At 60.1% G+C, this 16,503-nt stretch carries 18 protein-coding genes; 9 read left to right on the top strand and 9 right to left on the bottom strand.

Annotated elements, in window-relative coordinates; genetic code table 11:
• Window positions 1-24: 24 nt before the first annotated feature.
• Window positions 25-1,317, bottom strand: coding sequence for a citrate synthase (locus ABRP88_RS05305; protein ID WP_349836504.1), 1,293 nt, complete (start codon window positions 1,315-1,317; stop codon window positions 25-27).
• 157 nt (window positions 1,318-1,474) lie between these two features.
• On the opposite strand from ABRP88_RS05305, the gene serC reads away from it, so the two are divergent.
• From serC to ABRP88_RS05320, 3 genes are all read left to right on the top strand, one after another.
• Window positions 1,475-2,593, top strand: coding sequence for a phosphoserine transaminase (serC, locus tag ABRP88_RS05310; RefSeq protein ID WP_349836506.1), 1,119 nt, complete (start codon window positions 1,475-1,477; stop codon window positions 2,591-2,593).
• Between the two features lie 106 nt (window positions 2,594-2,699).
• Window positions 2,700-3,548, top strand: coding sequence for a septation protein SepH (gene sepH, locus ABRP88_RS05315; protein ID WP_349836507.1), 849 nt, complete (start codon window positions 2,700-2,702; stop codon window positions 3,546-3,548).
• A 3-nt stretch (window positions 3,549-3,551) separates the two neighbouring features.
• Complete coding sequence (locus ABRP88_RS05320) at window positions 3,552-4,382, top strand: DUF6928 family protein (protein ID WP_349836508.1); 831 nt, start codon at window positions 3,552-3,554, stop codon at window positions 4,380-4,382.
• Here ABRP88_RS05320 and ABRP88_RS05325 read toward each other — a convergent pair.
• Genes ABRP88_RS05325 through ABRP88_RS05335 form a run of 3 tightly spaced genes read right to left on the bottom strand, consistent with a single transcriptional unit; the run spans window position 4,343 to window position 7,282 of the window.
• Window positions 4,343-5,149, bottom strand: a complete 807-nt coding sequence (locus ABRP88_RS05325; protein WP_005279837.1) for a TrmH family RNA methyltransferase — start codon at window positions 5,147-5,149, stop codon at window positions 4,343-4,345. The genes ABRP88_RS05320 and ABRP88_RS05325 overlap by 40 nt on opposite strands.
• A gap of 10 nt (window positions 5,150-5,159) precedes the next feature.
• Window positions 5,160-6,563, bottom strand: a complete 1,404-nt coding sequence (locus ABRP88_RS05330; protein WP_237792081.1) for an NCS2 family permease — start codon at window positions 6,561-6,563, stop codon at window positions 5,160-5,162.
• Window positions 6,564-6,613: 50 nt separating this feature from the next.
• Entirely contained in the window at window positions 6,614-7,282 is a 669-nt protein-coding gene (locus tag ABRP88_RS05335) for a DUF3027 domain-containing protein (protein WP_349836510.1), read from the bottom strand.
• A gap of 5 nt (window positions 7,283-7,287) precedes the next feature.
• Here ABRP88_RS05335 and ABRP88_RS05340 point away from each other — a divergent pair, with 5 nt between their 5' ends.
• Window positions 7,288-8,094 carry a glutaminyl-peptide cyclotransferase gene (locus ABRP88_RS05340; RefSeq protein ID WP_349836511.1) on the top strand — a complete coding sequence of 269 codons (807 nt, stop codon included), beginning with the start codon at window positions 7,288-7,290 and terminating at the stop codon, window positions 8,092-8,094.
• A gap of 6 nt (window positions 8,095-8,100) precedes the next feature.
• Window positions 8,101-8,634, top strand: coding sequence for a DUF2771 domain-containing protein (locus tag ABRP88_RS05345; protein ID WP_284783506.1), 534 nt, complete (start codon window positions 8,101-8,103; stop codon window positions 8,632-8,634).
• Here the strand turns inward: ABRP88_RS05345 and ABRP88_RS05350 are convergent.
• Window positions 8,631-9,011 (bottom strand): cold-shock protein, encoded by a 381-nt coding sequence (locus tag ABRP88_RS05350; protein WP_005279828.1) that lies wholly within the window; start codon window positions 9,009-9,011, stop codon window positions 8,631-8,633. The two genes, ABRP88_RS05345 and ABRP88_RS05350, sit on opposite strands and share 4 nt — an antisense overlap.
• Before the next feature lie 295 nt (window positions 9,012-9,306).
• Here ABRP88_RS05350 and ABRP88_RS05355 point away from each other — a divergent pair, with 295 nt between their 5' ends.
• On the top strand, window positions 9,307-9,927 hold the full coding sequence (locus ABRP88_RS05355; RefSeq protein WP_005279827.1) for a resuscitation-promoting factor Rpf1 domain-containing protein: 621 nt from the start codon (window positions 9,307-9,309) through the stop codon (window positions 9,925-9,927).
• A 46-nt stretch (window positions 9,928-9,973) separates the two neighbouring features.
• Here ABRP88_RS05355 and ABRP88_RS05360 read toward each other — a convergent pair whose 3' ends face one another.
• Window positions 9,974-10,159 carry a hypothetical protein gene (locus tag ABRP88_RS05360; protein WP_005279826.1) on the bottom strand — a complete coding sequence of 62 codons (186 nt, stop codon included), beginning with the start codon at window positions 10,157-10,159 and terminating at the stop codon, window positions 9,974-9,976.
• A 65-nt stretch (window positions 10,160-10,224) separates the two neighbouring features.
• On the opposite strand from ABRP88_RS05360, the gene ABRP88_RS05365 reads away from it, so the two are divergent.
• The 3 genes from ABRP88_RS05365 to ABRP88_RS05375 are packed head-to-tail and all read left to right on the top strand — an operon-like array spanning window position 10,225 to window position 14,503.
• Window positions 10,225-12,252, top strand: coding sequence for a helicase-associated domain-containing protein (locus tag ABRP88_RS05365; protein WP_126318576.1), 2,028 nt, complete (start codon window positions 10,225-10,227; stop codon window positions 12,250-12,252).
• Window positions 12,249-13,874, top strand: a complete 1,626-nt coding sequence (locus ABRP88_RS05370; RefSeq protein WP_349836512.1) for a DNA repair helicase XPB — start codon at window positions 12,249-12,251, stop codon at window positions 13,872-13,874. Before ABRP88_RS05365 ends, ABRP88_RS05370 begins: the two co-directional genes overlap by 4 nt.
• The gene (locus ABRP88_RS05375) at window positions 13,871-14,503 is read left to right on the top strand and encodes a DUF3239 domain-containing protein (protein WP_284899907.1); all 633 of its coding nucleotides are present in this window, start codon (window positions 13,871-13,873) and stop codon (window positions 14,501-14,503) included. The genes ABRP88_RS05370 and ABRP88_RS05375 overlap by 4 nt, the downstream gene beginning before the upstream one ends.
• A gap of 59 nt (window positions 14,504-14,562) precedes the next feature.
• Here ABRP88_RS05375 and ABRP88_RS05380 read toward each other — a convergent pair whose 3' ends face one another.
• From ABRP88_RS05380 to ABRP88_RS05390, 3 genes are all read right to left on the bottom strand, one after another.
• Entirely contained in the window at window positions 14,563-14,826 is a 264-nt protein-coding gene (locus tag ABRP88_RS05380) for a type II toxin-antitoxin system RelE family toxin (protein ID WP_349836514.1), read from the bottom strand.
• On the bottom strand, window positions 14,810-15,046 hold the full coding sequence (gene relB / locus ABRP88_RS05385; RefSeq protein ID WP_284630014.1) for a type II toxin-antitoxin system RelB family antitoxin: 237 nt from the start codon (window positions 15,044-15,046) through the stop codon (window positions 14,810-14,812). Before relB ends, ABRP88_RS05380 begins: the two co-directional genes overlap by 17 nt.
• 136 nt (window positions 15,047-15,182) lie before the next feature.
• A complete protein-coding gene (locus ABRP88_RS05390; protein ID WP_349836516.1) occupies window positions 15,183-16,364 on the bottom strand; it encodes a hypothetical protein in 1,182 nt (393 codons plus the stop codon).
• Window positions 16,365-16,503: the final 139 nt, after the last annotated feature.

Here is a 16,503-nt window from a genome sequence, read left to right on the forward strand (position 1 = left end):
AATTGGGGCGACCAAAAGCGCTAATTAGCGCTCGCTGCGAGGGGTAACCTTGCGCAGGGTTTCACCGGTGTAAATCTGGCGAGGACGGTTAATCTTGGAGTTCATCTCCAGCTGCTCGCGGTACTGAGCAATCCAGCCCGGCAGGCGGCCGATGGCGAAGAGGACGGTGAAGAAGTCCGTCGGGAAGCCCATGGCGCGGTAGATGAGGCCGGTGTAGAAGTCCACGTTCGGGTAGAGCTTGCGGGAGACGAAGTAGTCATCATTCAACGCAATCTCTTCCAGCTTCATGGCCAAGTCCAGCATCGGGTCGCCGCCCAAGTGATCGATGATCTCGTGTGCGGTTTCCTTGACGATGGCCGCGCGTGGGTCGTAGTTCTTGTACACGCGGTGGCCGAAGCCCATCAGGCGAACGCCCTTTTCCTTGTTCTTCACGCGGTTCATGAAGTCGGTAGCGTCGCCGCCGTTGTTCTTCTCGATGTCCTCGAGCATCTCCAGCACGGCCTGGTTAGCGCCGCCGTGCAGCGGGCCGGACAGGGCGTTGATGCCGCCGGCGATGGAGACGAACATGTTGGCCTGTGCGGAACCAATCATGCGGACGGTGGAGGTGGAGCAGTTCTGCTCGTGGTCAGCGTGCAGGATGAGCAGCTTGTCCAGTGCCTTGGAGACAACCGGGTCAACCTCGTACTCCTCGGTGGGGTAACCGAACATCATGCGCAGGAAGTTCTCGCGCGCGTTCAGGTTGTTATCCGGGTACATATAAGGCTTGCCCTGGGATGCGCGGTAAGCGTAAGCGGCCAACATCGGCACCTTAGCCAGCAGGCGAACGGTGGCCTTGTCCAGCTGTTCCTCATCCAGTGGGTCCAGCTGATCCTGGTAGTAGCTGGAGAGAATGTTCACGGAGGAAGCAAGCACGGCCATCGGGTGGGCATCGCGCGGGAAGATGTTGAACTGGGCCTTAAAGTCCTCGTCCAAGAGGGTGTGGTGGCGGATGGCGTTATTGAACTGCGATAGTTCCTGCTCATCCGGCAGGTGGCCCTTGATCAGCAGGTAGGAAACCTCATTGAAGGTGGCGTTATTTGCCAATTCAGCAATATCGTAGCCACGGTAACGAAGGATGCCCTCCTCACCGTTAATAAAGGTAATCTTGGACTCGGTGGAGCCGGTGGAGGTGTAGCCGGGGTCGAAGGTAACAAGCCCGGTTTCCTTGCGGAGCTTGGAGATATCGAAGCCGGAATCGCCCTCAGTGGACTGCTTGATATCCATCTCGTACTCGTTACCAGCGTGCTTGAGTACTACCTTGTTTTCTTCAGTAGACACGGAATTTCCTTTCCCTGTTAAAGAGTTCTTTAAAGGCGCCAACTTACGCCGTGAGCCTTTGACCTATTCACACTCTAGCAAACTTTGTGATACTGCCAACAAGTTTATGGACATCAAAATACCTGCCATCCAACCGGAACTGTTCTACACTAGCGGCATGAGTACTCCAGAAATCACACTGCCAGCAGATCTCTTGCCTTCCGATGGCCGCTTTGGCTGCGGCCCCTCCAAGGTACGCCCCGCCCAGATCGAGGCTATTGACCCCGCTATCGTGGGCACCTCGCACCGCCAGCCGGCGGTGAAAAACCTCGTCGGTTCCGTGCGCGAGGGCTTAAGCGATCTCTTCTCGCTTCCGGAGGGATACGAAATTGTCCTGTCCTTGGGCGGCGCCACCGCTTTTTGGGATGCGGCTACCTTCGGCCTCATCGAGCGCCAGTCGGCCCACCTTACCTTTGGTGAGTTCTCCACCAAGTTTGCCAAGGCCTCTTCCAAGGCTCCATGGCTCGATGCCCCGGCCCTGACAGAATCCCCTGCCGGCACCGCCCCGGATCCGCGCGAGCTTGCGGCCGATGCCGATGTCGCCGCCTGGGCCCACAATGAGACCTCGACCGGTGCGATGACGGAGGTCGTTCGCCCACACCCCCACAACGACCAGCAGCTCGTGCTTGTCGATGCCACCTCTGGCGCCGGCGGCCTTCCCGTCAATATTGCAGAGACCGACGTGTACTACTTCTCGCCGCAGAAGTGCTTCGCTTCCGACGGCGGCCTTTGGCTCGCCGCGATGTCCCCGGCGGCCTTAGAGCGCATCGAAAAGATCAACAACTCCGATCGCTTCATTCCGGAGTTTTTGAACCTGCAAACCGCGGTGAATAACTCCCGCAAGAACCAGACCTATAACACCCCGGCGATCGCCACCCTGCTCATGCTGGATAACCAGATTCAGTGGATGAATGACAACGGCGGGCTCGACGGCATGGTTAAGCGCACCACCGAGTCCTCCTCCACGCTGTACAACTGGGCCGAATCTCGCCCAGAGGCCACCCCGTTCGTCAGCGATCCGGCAGCGCGCTCCCTAGTCGTGGGCACCATCGACTTCGACGAATCCGTGGATGCCGCACAACTTGCCGCCACCCTGCGCGCCAACGGCATCCTCGATGTCGAGCCGTACCGCAAGCTCGGCCGCAACCAGCTGCGCGTGGGCATGTTCCCGGCGATTGAGCCTGGGGACATCGCCAAGCTCACGCAGTGCATCGACTACGTGCTGGATGCCAACTAAGTCATCAACATACCCCGCCGCCTCGCATGGCGCGGGGCCTTTTCGCGTTATAGTTGACTGCATCACAGATCCGTCCTTCCGTCGATAGGCAAAGGAGCGCCACACTATGCGCGAGCTGTTTCTCGTTGACAGCGAATCGAGCGAAGACTCATTGGTGCTACGCACCGAAGAAGGCGAAGAGTTTTCCCTTCCCATCACCGATGAGCTGCGTTCCGCCCTCACGCCCGCCGCTAGCAAGCCGGAGCCGCCGAAGCTAGCGCCGATGCCCAAGCCCTCCCACGAAGAGGAAGAAAAGCAGATCCGGCCGGCAGAGATCCAAAACCGCATCCGTGCCGGTGCCTCCACCGCGGAACTCGCGGAAGAGATGCACGTGGATGAATCGCGCATCGAGCCCTTCGCCTACCCGGTCATGCTGGAGCGCAACCGCATTTCTGAGGTGGCCAAGCAGGCCCACCCGGTGCGCGAAGACGGCCCCGCCAAGCTCACCCTGTGGGAAGTACTGGCGAGCTCCTTTGCCGCCCGCGGCCACTCCCTCTCGGAGTCCACGTGGGATGCCTACCGCCACCAGGGCGAGCCGTGGGTTGTGCGCGTGACCTGGAAGGCTGGCCTTTCTGAAAACGAGGCGGAATGGACCTTCAAGCAGTCCATGTCCTCCCCCGCTACGGTCGAGGCCCGCAACTCGGTCGCGGCAGACCTTACGGACCCGGACTTCGTGCAGCCGGTGCGATCGCTGACTTCCCTGGGAAGCGGCCGCTACGACGAAGCCATTGACGGCGATCAGCCCGCCAATGTCACCGATATTTCCGGCTCCAGCGAGGAGACGGAAGAAGAGGAATTCCTGCAGAATCCTTCCTCCGAAGCCAAGCCCTCGAAGCGCCGCCGCAAGACCGTCACCCCACACTGGGAGGACGTGCTCTTGGGCGTTCGCTCCAATACCAAGCGCCCGAGGGACTAAACAGTGGACATCTCTCATGCCGTCCTCACGCTGTGGTACATCTCCAAGCCCGGCGCCGAAGAAGTTCTCAAGAGCGAGCCCAAGGCTGACCGCGGGTTCGGCCGCAAGTTCCTAGCCCAGCTCAACCCGAAATTCCCGGTCACCCCGATCGGGCAATTCCCCCTGAACCGCTCCGCGCAGACGGATCCGAATGAGTACTACATCGGCGGCTACCCGGGCATTACCGTGGTACAAACGGTCTGCGAGGGCGATTCCGTCCTGCTCTCCCAACTGCCGAACGACCTCTTAAACGCAGTCCCCGCCCAGCGGGTTATCGCGCTGGTTAGCAACGCGGACGAAGACTATGCAGGCTTCGCGCTGTGGGAAGGCGGCGAACTCAAGCGCTGCCTGTGCGCCACCCGCGACCGCCTCTACGAGGACACTGGCCTGCCCGAGCCCTTTGAGGCGCCGTTTTGGGCCGGCGAAAAGGACGAATCCCTCGGCGGCATTTCGCTGCCGTTTAGGCCCCACAGCATCATGGAGGCCGCCCAGGAACACTGGTTGGGCATCACCGTGGGGAGGGAAGGCCCAGACCTGGACGTCGTGGGCTATGCCGTGGACGGGCGCCCCGAACCCAAGATCGATCCGCCGAAGCCGAAGCAGCCGGTCAGCGAGTTCGCCGCCCAATCAGCGAATAGGCTGGGCCTGAACGATTATGACGACTACGAGGACCACGATGCCGAGCCGGATTCCACCGGCGATGAGATCCTTTCCACCGCCAAGCACCTCGGCTCGTTGATTAGCAACTGGCTGCGTCAGACGTTCAAATCGCTCAAGGAACGCTGGCGCTCATAAAAGGAAATGGCGGCCGCGGTCGCAACATTAAGGGAATCGGTACCAGGGGCCATCGGTATCCGCGCGCGGATATCAGTGGCCTTCATCGCGTGCTCGGTAAGCCCGGGGCCCTCCGCGCCTACCAGCATGGCCACTTTGTCCTGCCCGTGCATGGCCTCTGCTAGGTGCACCGCCTGGGGGTTGGGGGTTAAGGAAATGAGGGTAAAGGAGGCATCGGCAAGCGCCTGCAAGGAACGCTGCCACGTGGTGAAACCGCCCTCTAAATGCGCAAACGGCACGCGCAGCACGTGGCCCATGGATACGCGCACCGAGCGGCGATAGAGCGGATCCGCAGCACCCGAGCCGAGCAAGACAGCATCCACGTTCATGCCGGCCGCGTGGCGGAAAATGGCGCCGATATTTTCATGATCCCCCACGCCCTCCAGCACGGCGATGGTGCGGGCCTGCTCCAGGATCTCGCCCACCTCCGGCTCTGGGGCGCGGTCCGCTGCGGCAACCAAACCGCGGTGCATATCGAAGCCCGCGACCTCTGCAAGGGTCTCGCGCGAGACCTCGTAGACGGGGCACTCGGGCTCGCCATACTCGGCAAAGAAGGCCTCCAGCTTCTGGGGAAAGCCCACCAGGCAACGCATGGGGAACCGCGATTCCATAAGGCGGGCGGCCACCAAGGGGCCTTCTGCAATGACCAAACCCTCGCCAGATTTATCGGATTTATTGAGGTTCCGAATATCGTCCAGGCGAGGGTCACGGGGATCAGAAATATGCATGCCTTCCAGGCTAGCCGATGGCCTCCGAAATCGGATCGATGCCAAAGTAAATGACGAACAAGCCAGCAAGCAGCCACATGATCCAGTGCACCTGCTTGGCCTTACCAGCAAAGGTGGACATGAGCGCGAAGGTAATAAAGCCCACGCCAATGCCGTTAGCAATGGAATAGGTAAACGGCATGACCACGATGGTTAAAAAGGCCGGGATGGCCACTTCCATGCGGGTCCACGGGATATCCGTGAGCTGCGCGGCCATCATCACGCCGACGATGACCAGGACGGGCGCGGCGGCCTCGATGGGCACGATCTCATAGAGCGGGGTGAAAAACATCGCGGCGATAAACAGCAGGCCGGTCATGATATTGGCCAGGCCGGTGCGGGCACCGTCGGCAATGCCGGCAGAGGAATCCGCAAAGACGGTATTCGAGGACGCCGAGCCCAGACCTCCGGCCACCGCGCCGGCACCTTCCACGACCAGCGCCTTCTTCATACCCGGCAGGTTGCCGTTGTCATCCACGAGCTTGGCCTGCTTGCCCAGCCCGGTCATGGTGCCCATGGCATCAAAGAAGTTGGTCAGCAGCAGGGTGAAGATAAGCAGGACCGTGGAAATCACGCCGATATTGGCAAAGGCACCCACCAGGTTCACATCGCCCACGATGGAAAGATCCGGCAGGCCTCCCAGCGCCTCTGGGCTCTCCGGGGCGGCCATGCCCCAGTCCTCGGAGTCTGTGAGTGCCTGAACAATAAAGGCAATCACCGTGTTGAGGATGATGGCAATAAATAGCCCGCCCGGCACATTGCGGATGACCATGAAGGCACAAACAATAAGGCCGATGACGAAGACCACCGCCGGCCAGGTGGCAATCGAGCCATTAATGCCCAGCCCCACCGGCACGGTGGTCTGTGCGGCATCGGGCACGCGGGTAACAAACCCGCCGTCCACGAAACCGATCATCGCGATGAACATGCCAATGCCCACGCCCATCGCGGCCTTCATGGGCTGCGGGATGGCGTCAAATACCGCGGTGCGGAATCCGGACACGGCGAGCAGGACGATGATAAGGCCCTCGATTACCACGAGGCCCATGGCTTCTTGCCAGGTCAGCCCGCTGGTGGCGACCATGCTGACGGCGACGAAGGTATTCATGCCCAGGCCCGCGGCCATGGCGAAGGGGTACTTCGCAATCGCGCCGAAGGCAATGGACATCACGCCGGCGACCAGCGCCGTGGCGGCCGCAACCTGCGGCACGCCTAAGGTATAGCCCTCCGCGTCCGGGCTCGTGCCCAGGATCAGCGGGTTGAGCAAAATAATATATGCCATGGCGAAGAACGAGACCGTTCCCGCACGTAGCTCGGTTCCGATGGTGGAACCGCGTTCAGAAATGTGGAAATAGCGATCGAGAGTGGCTTTCACGCCGTGCCCTTTCACGTAGAGCGGTATTTTTACGCCCTAAGTGTGCTGCCTTAATCCTCAAAATCAAAATCTTGGTAAATGGGCTTTTCATCATCGAAGGCCGCGGCCGGCGCCTTCTCCTCGCTCACCCGCGTCTGCGAATGCGCACCGCAACCGTAGCGTGAATGTACAACGCGGCCATCGGCGGAATACTCGTTGGCGCATACCCCAAAGTTATCCATGAGCCGCATATAAAACGCGCACGTGCGGCACTGCAGGTGCGCCTTGGCCGCCATCTCCGAGGTTGGGCCATATTCTTCTTGCCAGCGATGCTTGGCATCCGCCAGCCCCTTGGCGGAAAGCTCATCTCCATTCAGGCGCTCATCATCGATGGCCGGCGGCATGAGGTCTCCCGGGCCCAAATCCCCCGGCAGCACGCGATCCTCATACGGCACCCACTCCGGGGCCTGCAGCGCCTCCCCGCCCGGCACCAGCGCCACCTCGTTGACGGTGACGTAGCGCGAGCCATCCGCGCACGCGAGCACGGCCTGCCATTCCCAGCCTGGGTAGCCCGGCATATCCGCCGCAAAGCGATGGGTGACAACGTTGCGGCCCATTCCGGCGACGCCCCTATGCTTGCCGATGCCCCCTTCCCCCACCTCTTCCAATGCCTCACGCGCAATGCGCACGGCGCGGGAATCGATCAACGGATTTGCTTTTCGCTTACTCACGCCCCTCATTATTCATGACGGCCAGCCAACAGTGGTACATATGGTGCATGTCGTTTCTCCGCCGCGCCGCGCTCATTGCCGTGCCCTGCTGCGCCTTGACCGCCTGTTCCTCTGATGATTCTGAAGCTTCCTCCCCCGAGCACCTATCAGTGGAAGTCCTCGATACCGCGCCGCTGCCAGAGAACTCCTTTACGCAAGGCCTAGAAGAAGACGGAGAGGGCAACCTCCTGCTCGGCACCGGGCAATGGGGCGAATCCAAGCTCATCCGCTTCTCCCCTGAGACCGGCGAGGTCCTGCAAGAACATGCCCTTGATGACTCGCTTTTTGGGGAGGGCATTACCCAATACGGTGATTCCATCTGGCAATTGACCTGGAAGCGCGGGCAATCCCTGCGCTATGACGGCGACTTCCAGCGCACCGACACCGCCACCTATGCCGGCGAGGGCTGGGGACTATGCGCCAACCAGGACGAGCTCATCATGTCCGATGGCACCTCTACCCTGCGGCACATGGATCCAGAGACCTTTGCGGAGCTCTTGACCACCGAGGTCACCCTCGATGGCTCGCCCGTGGAAGATCTCAATGAGCTGGAATGCGTGGACGGTGATGTCTACGCCAATGTGTGGGGCAGTGAAGATATCTACCGCATCGATCTCTCCTCTGGCGAGGTAACCGCGATAATTTCTACCGATGCCATCGATAAATCGAAATATACCGATCCCGATGACGTCTTAAACGGCATCGCACATATCGAGGGCACCGATGAATTCTGGCTTACCGGCAAGCGGTGGGATGAGCTCTACCGCGTTCGAGTAAAGTAATGGGCCATGGCAACCCGTAAGGAAGCAAGGAAAAAGTCGCTGCTGCAAATCCTCGCGCTCATCGTGGTCGTGGCGGTCATCGTCGCCTCCGTGGTGATCTTTCAGAGCTGGCGCAATTCGCGCCCGGGCCCAGAGCCGAGCGAGATTGCTATTACCGCCTCCGTGGGGGATAACACCAAGGAGGTCACGCCCTACCTCGTATGCGAGCCGGGAACCGATTGCCCCGAAGGCGATGTCCCCCAACTAACGGTGGGCGAGGATGACACCTTGCATCTGGAAATCCCCGGGGAGATTTCTAATCATGAATGGAAGGTACTGTCCATTTATGATGACCCCGCCGCCAATGACGAAACCACTCATGGTGCGAATGAAACGACCGAGGTAGATATCCCCGGGTCGGTAGATCCCATCGAGGCATCGACTGGCGAGCGCCCCCGGCTCATGGTGGTGGAGGTTTCTTCCCTCATGATTGGCACCGACGACGATGGCGAAGAAACCCCCCTCGCCACCGTGTGGTCCCTATCCACCATGGATGATTAACTATCTAAATCCTTCGCAATTGCGCGGAGGATTTCTGCTACTTGGCGCCCGGTCTTGCGCTCGGGGTAGCGCCCCGAGTTCAGCACCGGCTGCACCTGGGATTCCAGCAGGGTCATGACATCAGAGACCATGCTGCCGAGCTCTTCCGGCTTGCGCGACGGCGTGCGGCGGCGCGGCTTATCCAGCACGCGCACCCGCAGCGCCTGCGGCCCGCGGCGCCCCGCCGCGAAATCGAATTCGATGCGCTGGCCCGGAAAGATTTCTTCTACTCCCTTGGGCAGGACATTCCGGCCGACGTAGACGTCTTCATCGCCCGGGTTGCTAACGAAACCGAAACCTTTCTCGGCGTCATACCACTTCACTTTGCCAATGGGCATAGGTATCCACCTCTTCTCTTGGGTAAAGTCTTAAGTTTAGCTGGAAGTTATACAGAACAGAAGTTCCACGTGTCGTGTGATATAGTCCACAACACCGCAATTACCTGCGGAAATATTACAGACGGAACCACAATAGTCTCAATTCTTTCCCATTTAGTGCCCAGAACGTGACTATTTCGTTATAAACCGCTACGCTGGCCCCCAGTGTCGCCGCAAAGAAGGTTTCCCCGCCCATCCTTTCTTCTAGGCGCAAATCATTTCCACGAAAACGGGCACCACGGAAAGGACTACTTTTATGGGACGCCACTCCGCTAAGACTAACCACTTTGCCGCTAAGTTCACCGCAGGCACCGTTGCCTTGGGTGCAGCCGCCGCCATCATGGCACCGAACGCCGCTGCCGCCCCTGACTCCGACTGGGATCGCCTCGCACAGTGTGAGTCCGGCGGCGACTGGCACATCAACACCGGCAATGGCTACCACGGCGGCCTGCAGTTCAACGCGCAGACTTGGCAGGCATACGGCGGCGGTGAATTCGCCCCTACTGCTAACCAGGCAACCCGCGAGCAGCAGATTGTCATCGCTGAGCGCACCCTGGCTAACCAGGGCTGGGGCGCATGGCCCGCATGCTCGGCCTCCCTCGGCCTGAACTCCGCGCCGACCGAGCGCACCGCTCCTTCCGCACCCGCTGAGGCACCGCAGCCAGTGCAGCAGGCAGTAGAAAACAAGTCCGATGAGCTCGCCGTAGACGCCGTCTACAACCTCATCAAGGACACCGCTAACGCTTATGGCCTGCAGCTGCCGGCGCAGTTCACCGACTTCTACCACGCCAACCGCCACGACTTTGATGCGTTCTACTCCGCAAACCGCAACGTCATCGACCCGGTTGCACAGCTGGTTGAGAACTTCAGCCGCTAACAAGCGCATAAAAATTCCCCTTGCCTTTCACGGCAAGGGGAATTTTTTAGCGGTTGATGCGGGTATAAGGATGAACGTAGTTCAACTTCTCTGCCGGCATCGGCAGCACCAAGTCATCGCCGTAGGGGCTGGAAGCACCAGCAAAAGGCGCAGAAATTTCCGTAATTGCATGCTCGCGGTGTTCATTGTCCGGCCACGCCGGGGAAACAAAGCCATTCTTTTCATTCGACATAGCTTTATTATTTCAAACCTCGGGCAAAAACGTAACTCAATCGGGCGCTAAAATTGTGATTTATCATGACTCAGTCCTCCCACCTCCCGCATTTTCGCACCTGGCTTAATTCCCTTTCAGAAGAGGAACTGGCCACCATCCTTCGCCACCGCCCCGACGTTTTAACCCCGCTGCCGCCCTCCATCGCGGCACTGGCCACGCGGCTCCTCTTGCGCACCTCCATCGCCCAAGCGCTAGCGGAGTGTAACGCGCAGCAGTTGGCGGAGCTGGAGGACATCGCCAAGCGCGGCGGCGAGCTTGCAGAGGTAGAAGACCACAATCCCGCCATAACCCGCGAACTCAAGGACCGCGGCCTCGCCTTCGGCGCGGTGCAGATTCCGCCGGAGGTCATGCCCGCGCTGCCCACCGGCTGGTCGCTGCTTAATCAGCTCGAGGTATCGCCCGCGACAATCGATGCCCTTGCTGAAGACGAACGCCACGTCCTTGCCACCCTGGCGCGCTCCAATGGCATCGGTACCACCCGCGAGACCAATCCGTCCCACCCCGTGCCGCGGCTGATTGCGAAGCAGCTTTTGCAGCGCGTCGACTCCCAGACCGTTCGCCTCCCGCGCGAGGTGCACCGCGCCATGAAGGGGCACACCGTCCCGCACATTCCCACCGAGCCCTCCGCGCGGCGCGGCGAGCCCACCGCTGACCGCAAGGCCGATGACGCCGGCACCGCCGCGGGCCTGTCCGTGGTGCGCGGCATGCAACAGCTGATTTCTGCCCTCGGCGCCCGGCCGATCGAGCTGCTCAAGGATAAGACCGTCGGCGTGCGCCCCCTTGCCCAGCTCAGCAAGCAGCTGGACATCGCGGAACTAGAACTGCGCCGCCTGATTACGCTTGGTCTATCTGCGCGGCTTATCAACCGCGGCGAACCATCCGGGTACGAGGGAAACTTCCTTGCGCCCACCGACTCCGCCCAAGAGTGGCTCGATGCAGGACTAGCCGCCCAGTGGCGAGTGCTCCTCGCGGCCTGGGAACATTCTCCGTGGACCCCGTGGGAATCGGGCCGGGTGCTCGCTGCCAGCACCGATCGCCTGCCCAAGTTCCGCCGGCATATCCTCGATGTGTATCTCCACTCCGCAGAACCGCTTTCCGCAGCGGAATTTCAAGCGGATCTGCATTTTTCCTTTCCCCTTTTTGCAACGCACACCTCCCCAGAGACCATCGAGGAGCTGCACCGCGAGGCCGAATGGATCGGTGCCATCGCGCTCGGGCGAGCCACCAGCGTGCTTATCGATGGCTTCGATGCCGCCGATTCCCTCACCCCCGACACCATCGATTATTTCCTGGTCCAGGCGGATATGACCGTGCTCGTGCCAGGCCCCCTCGAGCCCGCGGCCCACCACACCCTGGAGTCCCTCGCGGACTTGGAATCACCTGGACTCGCCAGCGTCTACCGGATTAGCGATGCCTCTCTTCGCCGCGGCCTGGACCGCGGGATGACGGGCACTGAAATCCGCGATTTCTTCGCCGCGCATGGCGATGTCCCGCATACATTGGAGTTCCACATCGAGGACATCGCCAAGCGCCACGGCACCTTGCGCTCTGGGCCTGCCCTGTCCTACCTGCGCAGCGAGGACCCAGCCCTCTTGCAGATCGCCGCGAAGGCCGCCCCGCTGCGCCTGCTGGCCCCCACGGTCGCGATTTCCCAGCTGCGCGTCAGCGAGCTGTTGGAGCGCCTGCGCGAAAACGGCCTTTCCCCCGCTGCCGAGGACGAAAACGGCGCTAGCCTGTCCATCGCGCCCGAGCCCGCAACGCTTCCCACACCCAGCCCTCGCGCCCAGGCCGCGCCGCCGGATATCGCGCGTGCGCTGCGCAACCTCACCACCGGCGAGGCCCCGAGCCTGCCCAACCTGGATCTGGTCCACGCCGCCGCGCGCACCGCACGCCCCATCACCATTGGCTACGCCGATAAAAATGGCAATACCAAGACCCGCACCGTCACCCCACTGACCGTCGCCGGTGGCCAAATCGATGCCCGCGCCGCCGATGGCTCCACCATCCGGTTTCCCTTGCACCGCATCACCTCCGTTACCCTAGACGCATGAACGGACCACTGATTGTGCAGTCGGACAAGACCGTCTTGCTGGAAGTCGATCATCCAGATTCCGCCGCTGCACGCACCGCCCTCGCACCGTTCGCGGAGCTGGAACGCGCCCCCGAACACGTACATACCTACCGCATTACTTCCCTGGCGCTATGGAATGCCCGCGCCGCCGGACACGACGCCGAGCAGGTCGTCGATGTCCTAGAAACCTACTCCCGGTTCCCGGTCCCGCAATCGCTGCTTGTCGATGTCGCCGAGACCATGTCACGCTACGGCCGAGTCCGCCTCCACGCCCACCCCGCCCACGGGCTCATCCTCGAGTCGGAAGAGCCCGCCATCCTTACCGAGCTCTCCCGGGGCAAAGTAGGAAAACTGCTTGGTGCGCGCATCGATGACAACACCATCGCCGTCGCGCCCTCCGAGCGCGGCCGCCTCAAGCAGGAACTCCTCAAAGCCGGCTGGCCCGCCGAAGACCTCGCCGGCTACATCGACGGTGAATCCCACCCCATCGCGCTGAACGAGGATGGCTGGCACCTGCGTGATTACCAGGAATACGCCACCGACGCCTTCTGGTCCGGCGGGTCTGGCGTCGTCGTGCTGCCCTGCGGTGCCGGCAAAACCATCGTCGGTGCCGCCGCCATGGCAAAGGCGCAATCCACCACCCTCATCTTGGTTACCAATACCGTCGCCGGCCGCCAGTGGCGCGACGAACTCCTGCGCCGCACCACGCTTTCTCCAAACGATATCGGCGAATACTCCGGCGAGAAGAAGGAAATCAAGCCGATTACCATCGCCACCTATCAAGTGGTCACGCGGAAAACCAAGGGTGAATACCGCGCCCTCGAGCTCTTCGATTCCCGCGACTGGGGCCTTATTATCTACGACGAAGTACACCTGCTGCCCGCACCCGTATTCCGCATGACCTCGGACCTGCAATCGCGGCGCCGGCTAGGGCTTACCGCCACCCTCGTGCGCGAGGATGGCAGGGAGGGCGATGTCTTCTCCCTCATCGGCCCGAAGCGCTACGATGCGCCGTGGAAAGAGCTGGAAATGGCCGGCTACATCGCCACCGCGGAGTGCATCGAGGTCCGCGTGGATATGGATCCGGAAGAACGCATGCTCTATGCCACCGCGCAGCCGCGCGACCGCTACCGCATCGCCGCACAAGCCTCGGCTAAGCTCCGCGCCGTCGATAAGATCCTTGCTTCCCACGACCAGCAAGCGCTCATCATCGGCGGATACGTGGACCAACTGCGCGAATTAGGCGCGCACCTCGATGCCCCCGTCATCGATGGCACCACTTCTACCGCCAAGCGCGAAAAGCTCTTCCAGCAATTCCGCGAGGGCGAGCTATCCATCCTCGTCGTATCCAAAGTGGCCAATTTCTCCATCGATCTGCCGGAAGCAGCACTGGCCATCCAGGTCTCCGGCACCTTTGGTTCCCGCCAAGAGGAAGCACAACGCCTCGGCCGCCTGCTGCGCCCGAAGGAAACCGAGGCGCTCTTTTATACGCTAGTCACCCGCGACAGCCTAGATGCGGACTACGCTATGCACCGCCAACGCTTCCTCGCCGAGCAAGGATATGCCTACCGGCTCATGGACGCAGTAGACTTAGGCCAATGAAGATCTTTAAGTTCGACGTTGACGAGTCCTTTGCCAAGGCCAATAACGAGTTATTGCGTGATTCCAACCGGCTTCGCGTATCCGGGCTTATCTTCGGCCTCATCCTGATCATCGCCGGCGCCGCCGTCTGGTGGAGCTTTTCCTGGGGAATCACCTTGGGCTTAGGGCTCATCCTCTTTGGCATCGTCGTTGCCATCGTCGGCGTCGCCGCCGCAAGCAAGGTAGGAACGGCCCAATCCCTCTATGATTCTTATCCGCTCGCTCCCGCCGTCATCGCACAGGTCAACGAGCGGGACATGATCCTTCTTGCCTTGGTGAATACCAATGTGGATCCGTCCCTTCCCCCACGCTGGGGCGCGTGCCTGCGCACGGTAACCTCCATTCCCGGCGTCCAACGCACCGTGGGCACCAAGGTGCCTGTCGCCGCTGTGTCCGGCCAGCGTTCTACTTCCGATAAGGAGCATTGGCAGCAAATCTCCCCCATGCCCATTGCTTGGGGAACCCCCGATGCTGAAACCGTCACCATCGCCCGCAAATCCATCCCCCAGGAACAATGGCAGCGCCTAGAGCGCGCCCGAAAGCGGCTTTCCGATGTCAAATCCACCCGCTATGACCTGCTCGTCCTCTAGTCAGGACTCTCAAGCACCAGATTGTTTCTGGTGCTTTTTCTTTTACCTTTGCCAAATGGTTAAAGGTAAATATTGCGTCGATGTCCTACATCGATGACGTTGACGACCACCGTTTCATCGAGGATGGAAACAATCACTCGATAAGCCTCTACTCTCCACCGCCACAATCCAGACTTGTCCGCGACGAGCCCCTTACCGCGCACACGAGGATCGTCTAACTCTGCTACCTCACGAAGGAACTTACTGATTTGTTTCTGTACCGGTTTGTCGAGCTTCCGGAACGCCTTCGCCGCACGCGGGGTGAACTCAATCGACCAAGCCACACTCGTCCTCTAAATCCTGCAAAGAGATCGTGTCCAATTCTCCGCGTCGGGCTGCTTCGGATTCGGCTTCGAGCGCATACACATACTCAAGTTCATCTAGGTAGGAATCTAGGGCCTTGCGAAGATAGAAGGCTCCAGTCCGCCCAGTCCGCGAAGCAAGCGCATCTAGGCGCTCTTTCTGCTTCGCGTTAACGCGCAAACTAATTACTGACTCGCTCATGTAAACATGTTTACAACAAGTAAAGCGATTTGTACACCACCCCATGAGCATTGCCCGCGGTTTGCTGTAGTCACGTTGTAATGCTGACTTCCTGCACACTCATAGTCACGAATTTTGCGTTTTCTCAGTAACCAAATCAAGCGATAAGGGAAACCTCGTCCAGTCGCCTTAAAATGACATGCCGTTCGGCGTAGCGACGGCGCAGGCCTGTCAAAAACACGTTGAAGTCCACATCCCAGGGATCCCCAAGTTCCGCCGACTTTTCTCTCATGGTCTGCAGCAGCTCGATGCCCATGTCGCGACCAACCTTAGTCGAATCTAGGTAAGTTGCGACATCGTCGCGAACGAAGGGAAGAGCCTGAGCCGGGAGGTCATCGAGGAATCGTTGCGCCATTGACTGCTCCATTCCCGCCTTTATGACGGTTCTCCAGGCAAGTCCAGGGTCTTCAAGGCACAAGTGCTGGAACATCGCTAAGTCCCACGGCTTCGCCGCCAACGTGTCTTGTATATGCGCCGCAGATTTCGCCTTGTCGGTGCCCGCAGCATAGAGTTGTTGAGCGAACGACAGTTCTGGATATGTGTCGAATACACTGCGAGCCACGCGCTCCGAGTGTTCGGGAAAATGCTCCTTAGCAAGTACGGCCCAACCCGAGGCTATATTTCGAGTTTCCTCTACGGCGCACTCGTTAACCGCCTTCTCGGACCAATCGAAAGCAAGATCATAGCGGCCGATGTCACAAAGGCCGGCAATGATCTCCTCATAGCGCGACGTCGCACTTCCCTTGAGACCATGGGTACGAAGGACGGCCTCACTAGTTCCTTCTAGTACCGCTAGCCGACGCCCCACGTATCCACTACCTTGCTCCGCCGTATTCCACGAACGGATGCGAGCCACCCCCTCTTCACCAAAGGCAGGTGCCAAATAGACTGGGTCGAGGTCGATTTCTTCCGCTGGGAGAATCTCATTCATTCGTATAAACCAGCCAGCCAAAGCACAACCAGAATAACTAGCTTGCTGTGCCGCGGAAGGAACTACCCGCGCCAAGACTTCGCCGGCATACCTTACGGCATGGGCATAATCATTCACCCTGGGGATAGTCTTGAGAATCTCTTCTACAGCGTCTAGAGAAACAAGCACAATATCGGACGGACTCGGCGGCACAATCCCGAGAAGTTGTGCAGGATCCTCCACTGCTTGTTCTAATAGCTCAGCAGCTTCAAATATGCGGTCGCTGTAATACACTCCGCGTTCACCCTTGTACAGATCAGGGTCATTGGTCCGAACGAGATCGGTCACCGCCTGTGCAAGAGTCCTCATAGGCTACATTATAGAAAACTATGGGATCACGAAGAAGAGGGGCAAGCACACCTTTGGAATCGGTGTCCTTGCCCCTCTCGGTACGAGCTTTATTTTGTTGTTGTTTGTTGTTTGGTGTCGGCGGTGACTTACTCTCCCA

Origin of the sequence: Corynebacterium sp. KPL2734, from assembly GCF_040225595.1 — a bacterium.
Classification (GTDB): domain Bacteria; phylum Actinomycetota; class Actinomycetes; order Mycobacteriales; family Mycobacteriaceae; genus Corynebacterium; species Corynebacterium rhinophilum.

What these genes read in the sequence shown, in the direction of transcription:
- serC (WP_349836506.1), top strand. Translation starts at nt 1,475, where the DNA reads ATGAGTACTCCAGAAATCACACTGCCAGCAGATCTCTTGCCTTCCGAT.
- sepH (WP_349836507.1), top strand. Translation starts at nt 2,700, where the DNA reads ATGCGCGAGCTGTTTCTCGTTGACAGCGAATCGAGCGAAGACTCATTG.
- ABRP88_RS05325 (WP_005279837.1), bottom strand. Translation starts at nt 5,149, where the DNA reads ATGCATATTTCTGATCCCCGTGACCCTCGCCTGGACGATATTCGGAAC.
- ABRP88_RS05335 (WP_349836510.1), bottom strand. Translation starts at nt 7,282, where the DNA reads ATGAGGGGCGTGAGTAAGCGAAAAGCAAATCCGTTGATCGATTCCCGC.
- ABRP88_RS05340 (WP_349836511.1), top strand. Translation starts at nt 7,288, where the DNA reads ATGACGGCCAGCCAACAGTGGTACATATGGTGCATGTCGTTTCTCCGC.
- ABRP88_RS05345 (WP_284783506.1), top strand. Translation starts at nt 8,101, where the DNA reads ATGGCAACCCGTAAGGAAGCAAGGAAAAAGTCGCTGCTGCAAATCCTC.
- ABRP88_RS05350 (WP_005279828.1), bottom strand. Translation starts at nt 9,011, where the DNA reads ATGCCCATTGGCAAAGTGAAGTGGTATGACGCCGAGAAAGGTTTCGGT.
- ABRP88_RS05355 (WP_005279827.1), top strand. Translation starts at nt 9,307, where the DNA reads ATGGGACGCCACTCCGCTAAGACTAACCACTTTGCCGCTAAGTTCACC.
- ABRP88_RS05360 (WP_005279826.1), bottom strand. Translation starts at nt 10,159, where the DNA reads ATGTCGAATGAAAAGAATGGCTTTGTTTCCCCGGCGTGGCCGGACAAT.
- ABRP88_RS05365 (WP_126318576.1), top strand. Translation starts at nt 10,225, where the DNA reads ATGACTCAGTCCTCCCACCTCCCGCATTTTCGCACCTGGCTTAATTCC.
- ABRP88_RS05370 (WP_349836512.1), top strand. Translation starts at nt 12,249, where the DNA reads ATGAACGGACCACTGATTGTGCAGTCGGACAAGACCGTCTTGCTGGAA.
- ABRP88_RS05375 (WP_284899907.1), top strand. Translation starts at nt 13,871, where the DNA reads ATGAAGATCTTTAAGTTCGACGTTGACGAGTCCTTTGCCAAGGCCAAT.
- relB (WP_284630014.1), bottom strand. Translation starts at nt 15,046, where the DNA reads ATGAGCGAGTCAGTAATTAGTTTGCGCGTTAACGCGAAGCAGAAAGAG.
- ABRP88_RS05390 (WP_349836516.1), bottom strand. Translation starts at nt 16,364, where the DNA reads ATGAGGACTCTTGCACAGGCGGTGACCGATCTCGTTCGGACCAATGAC.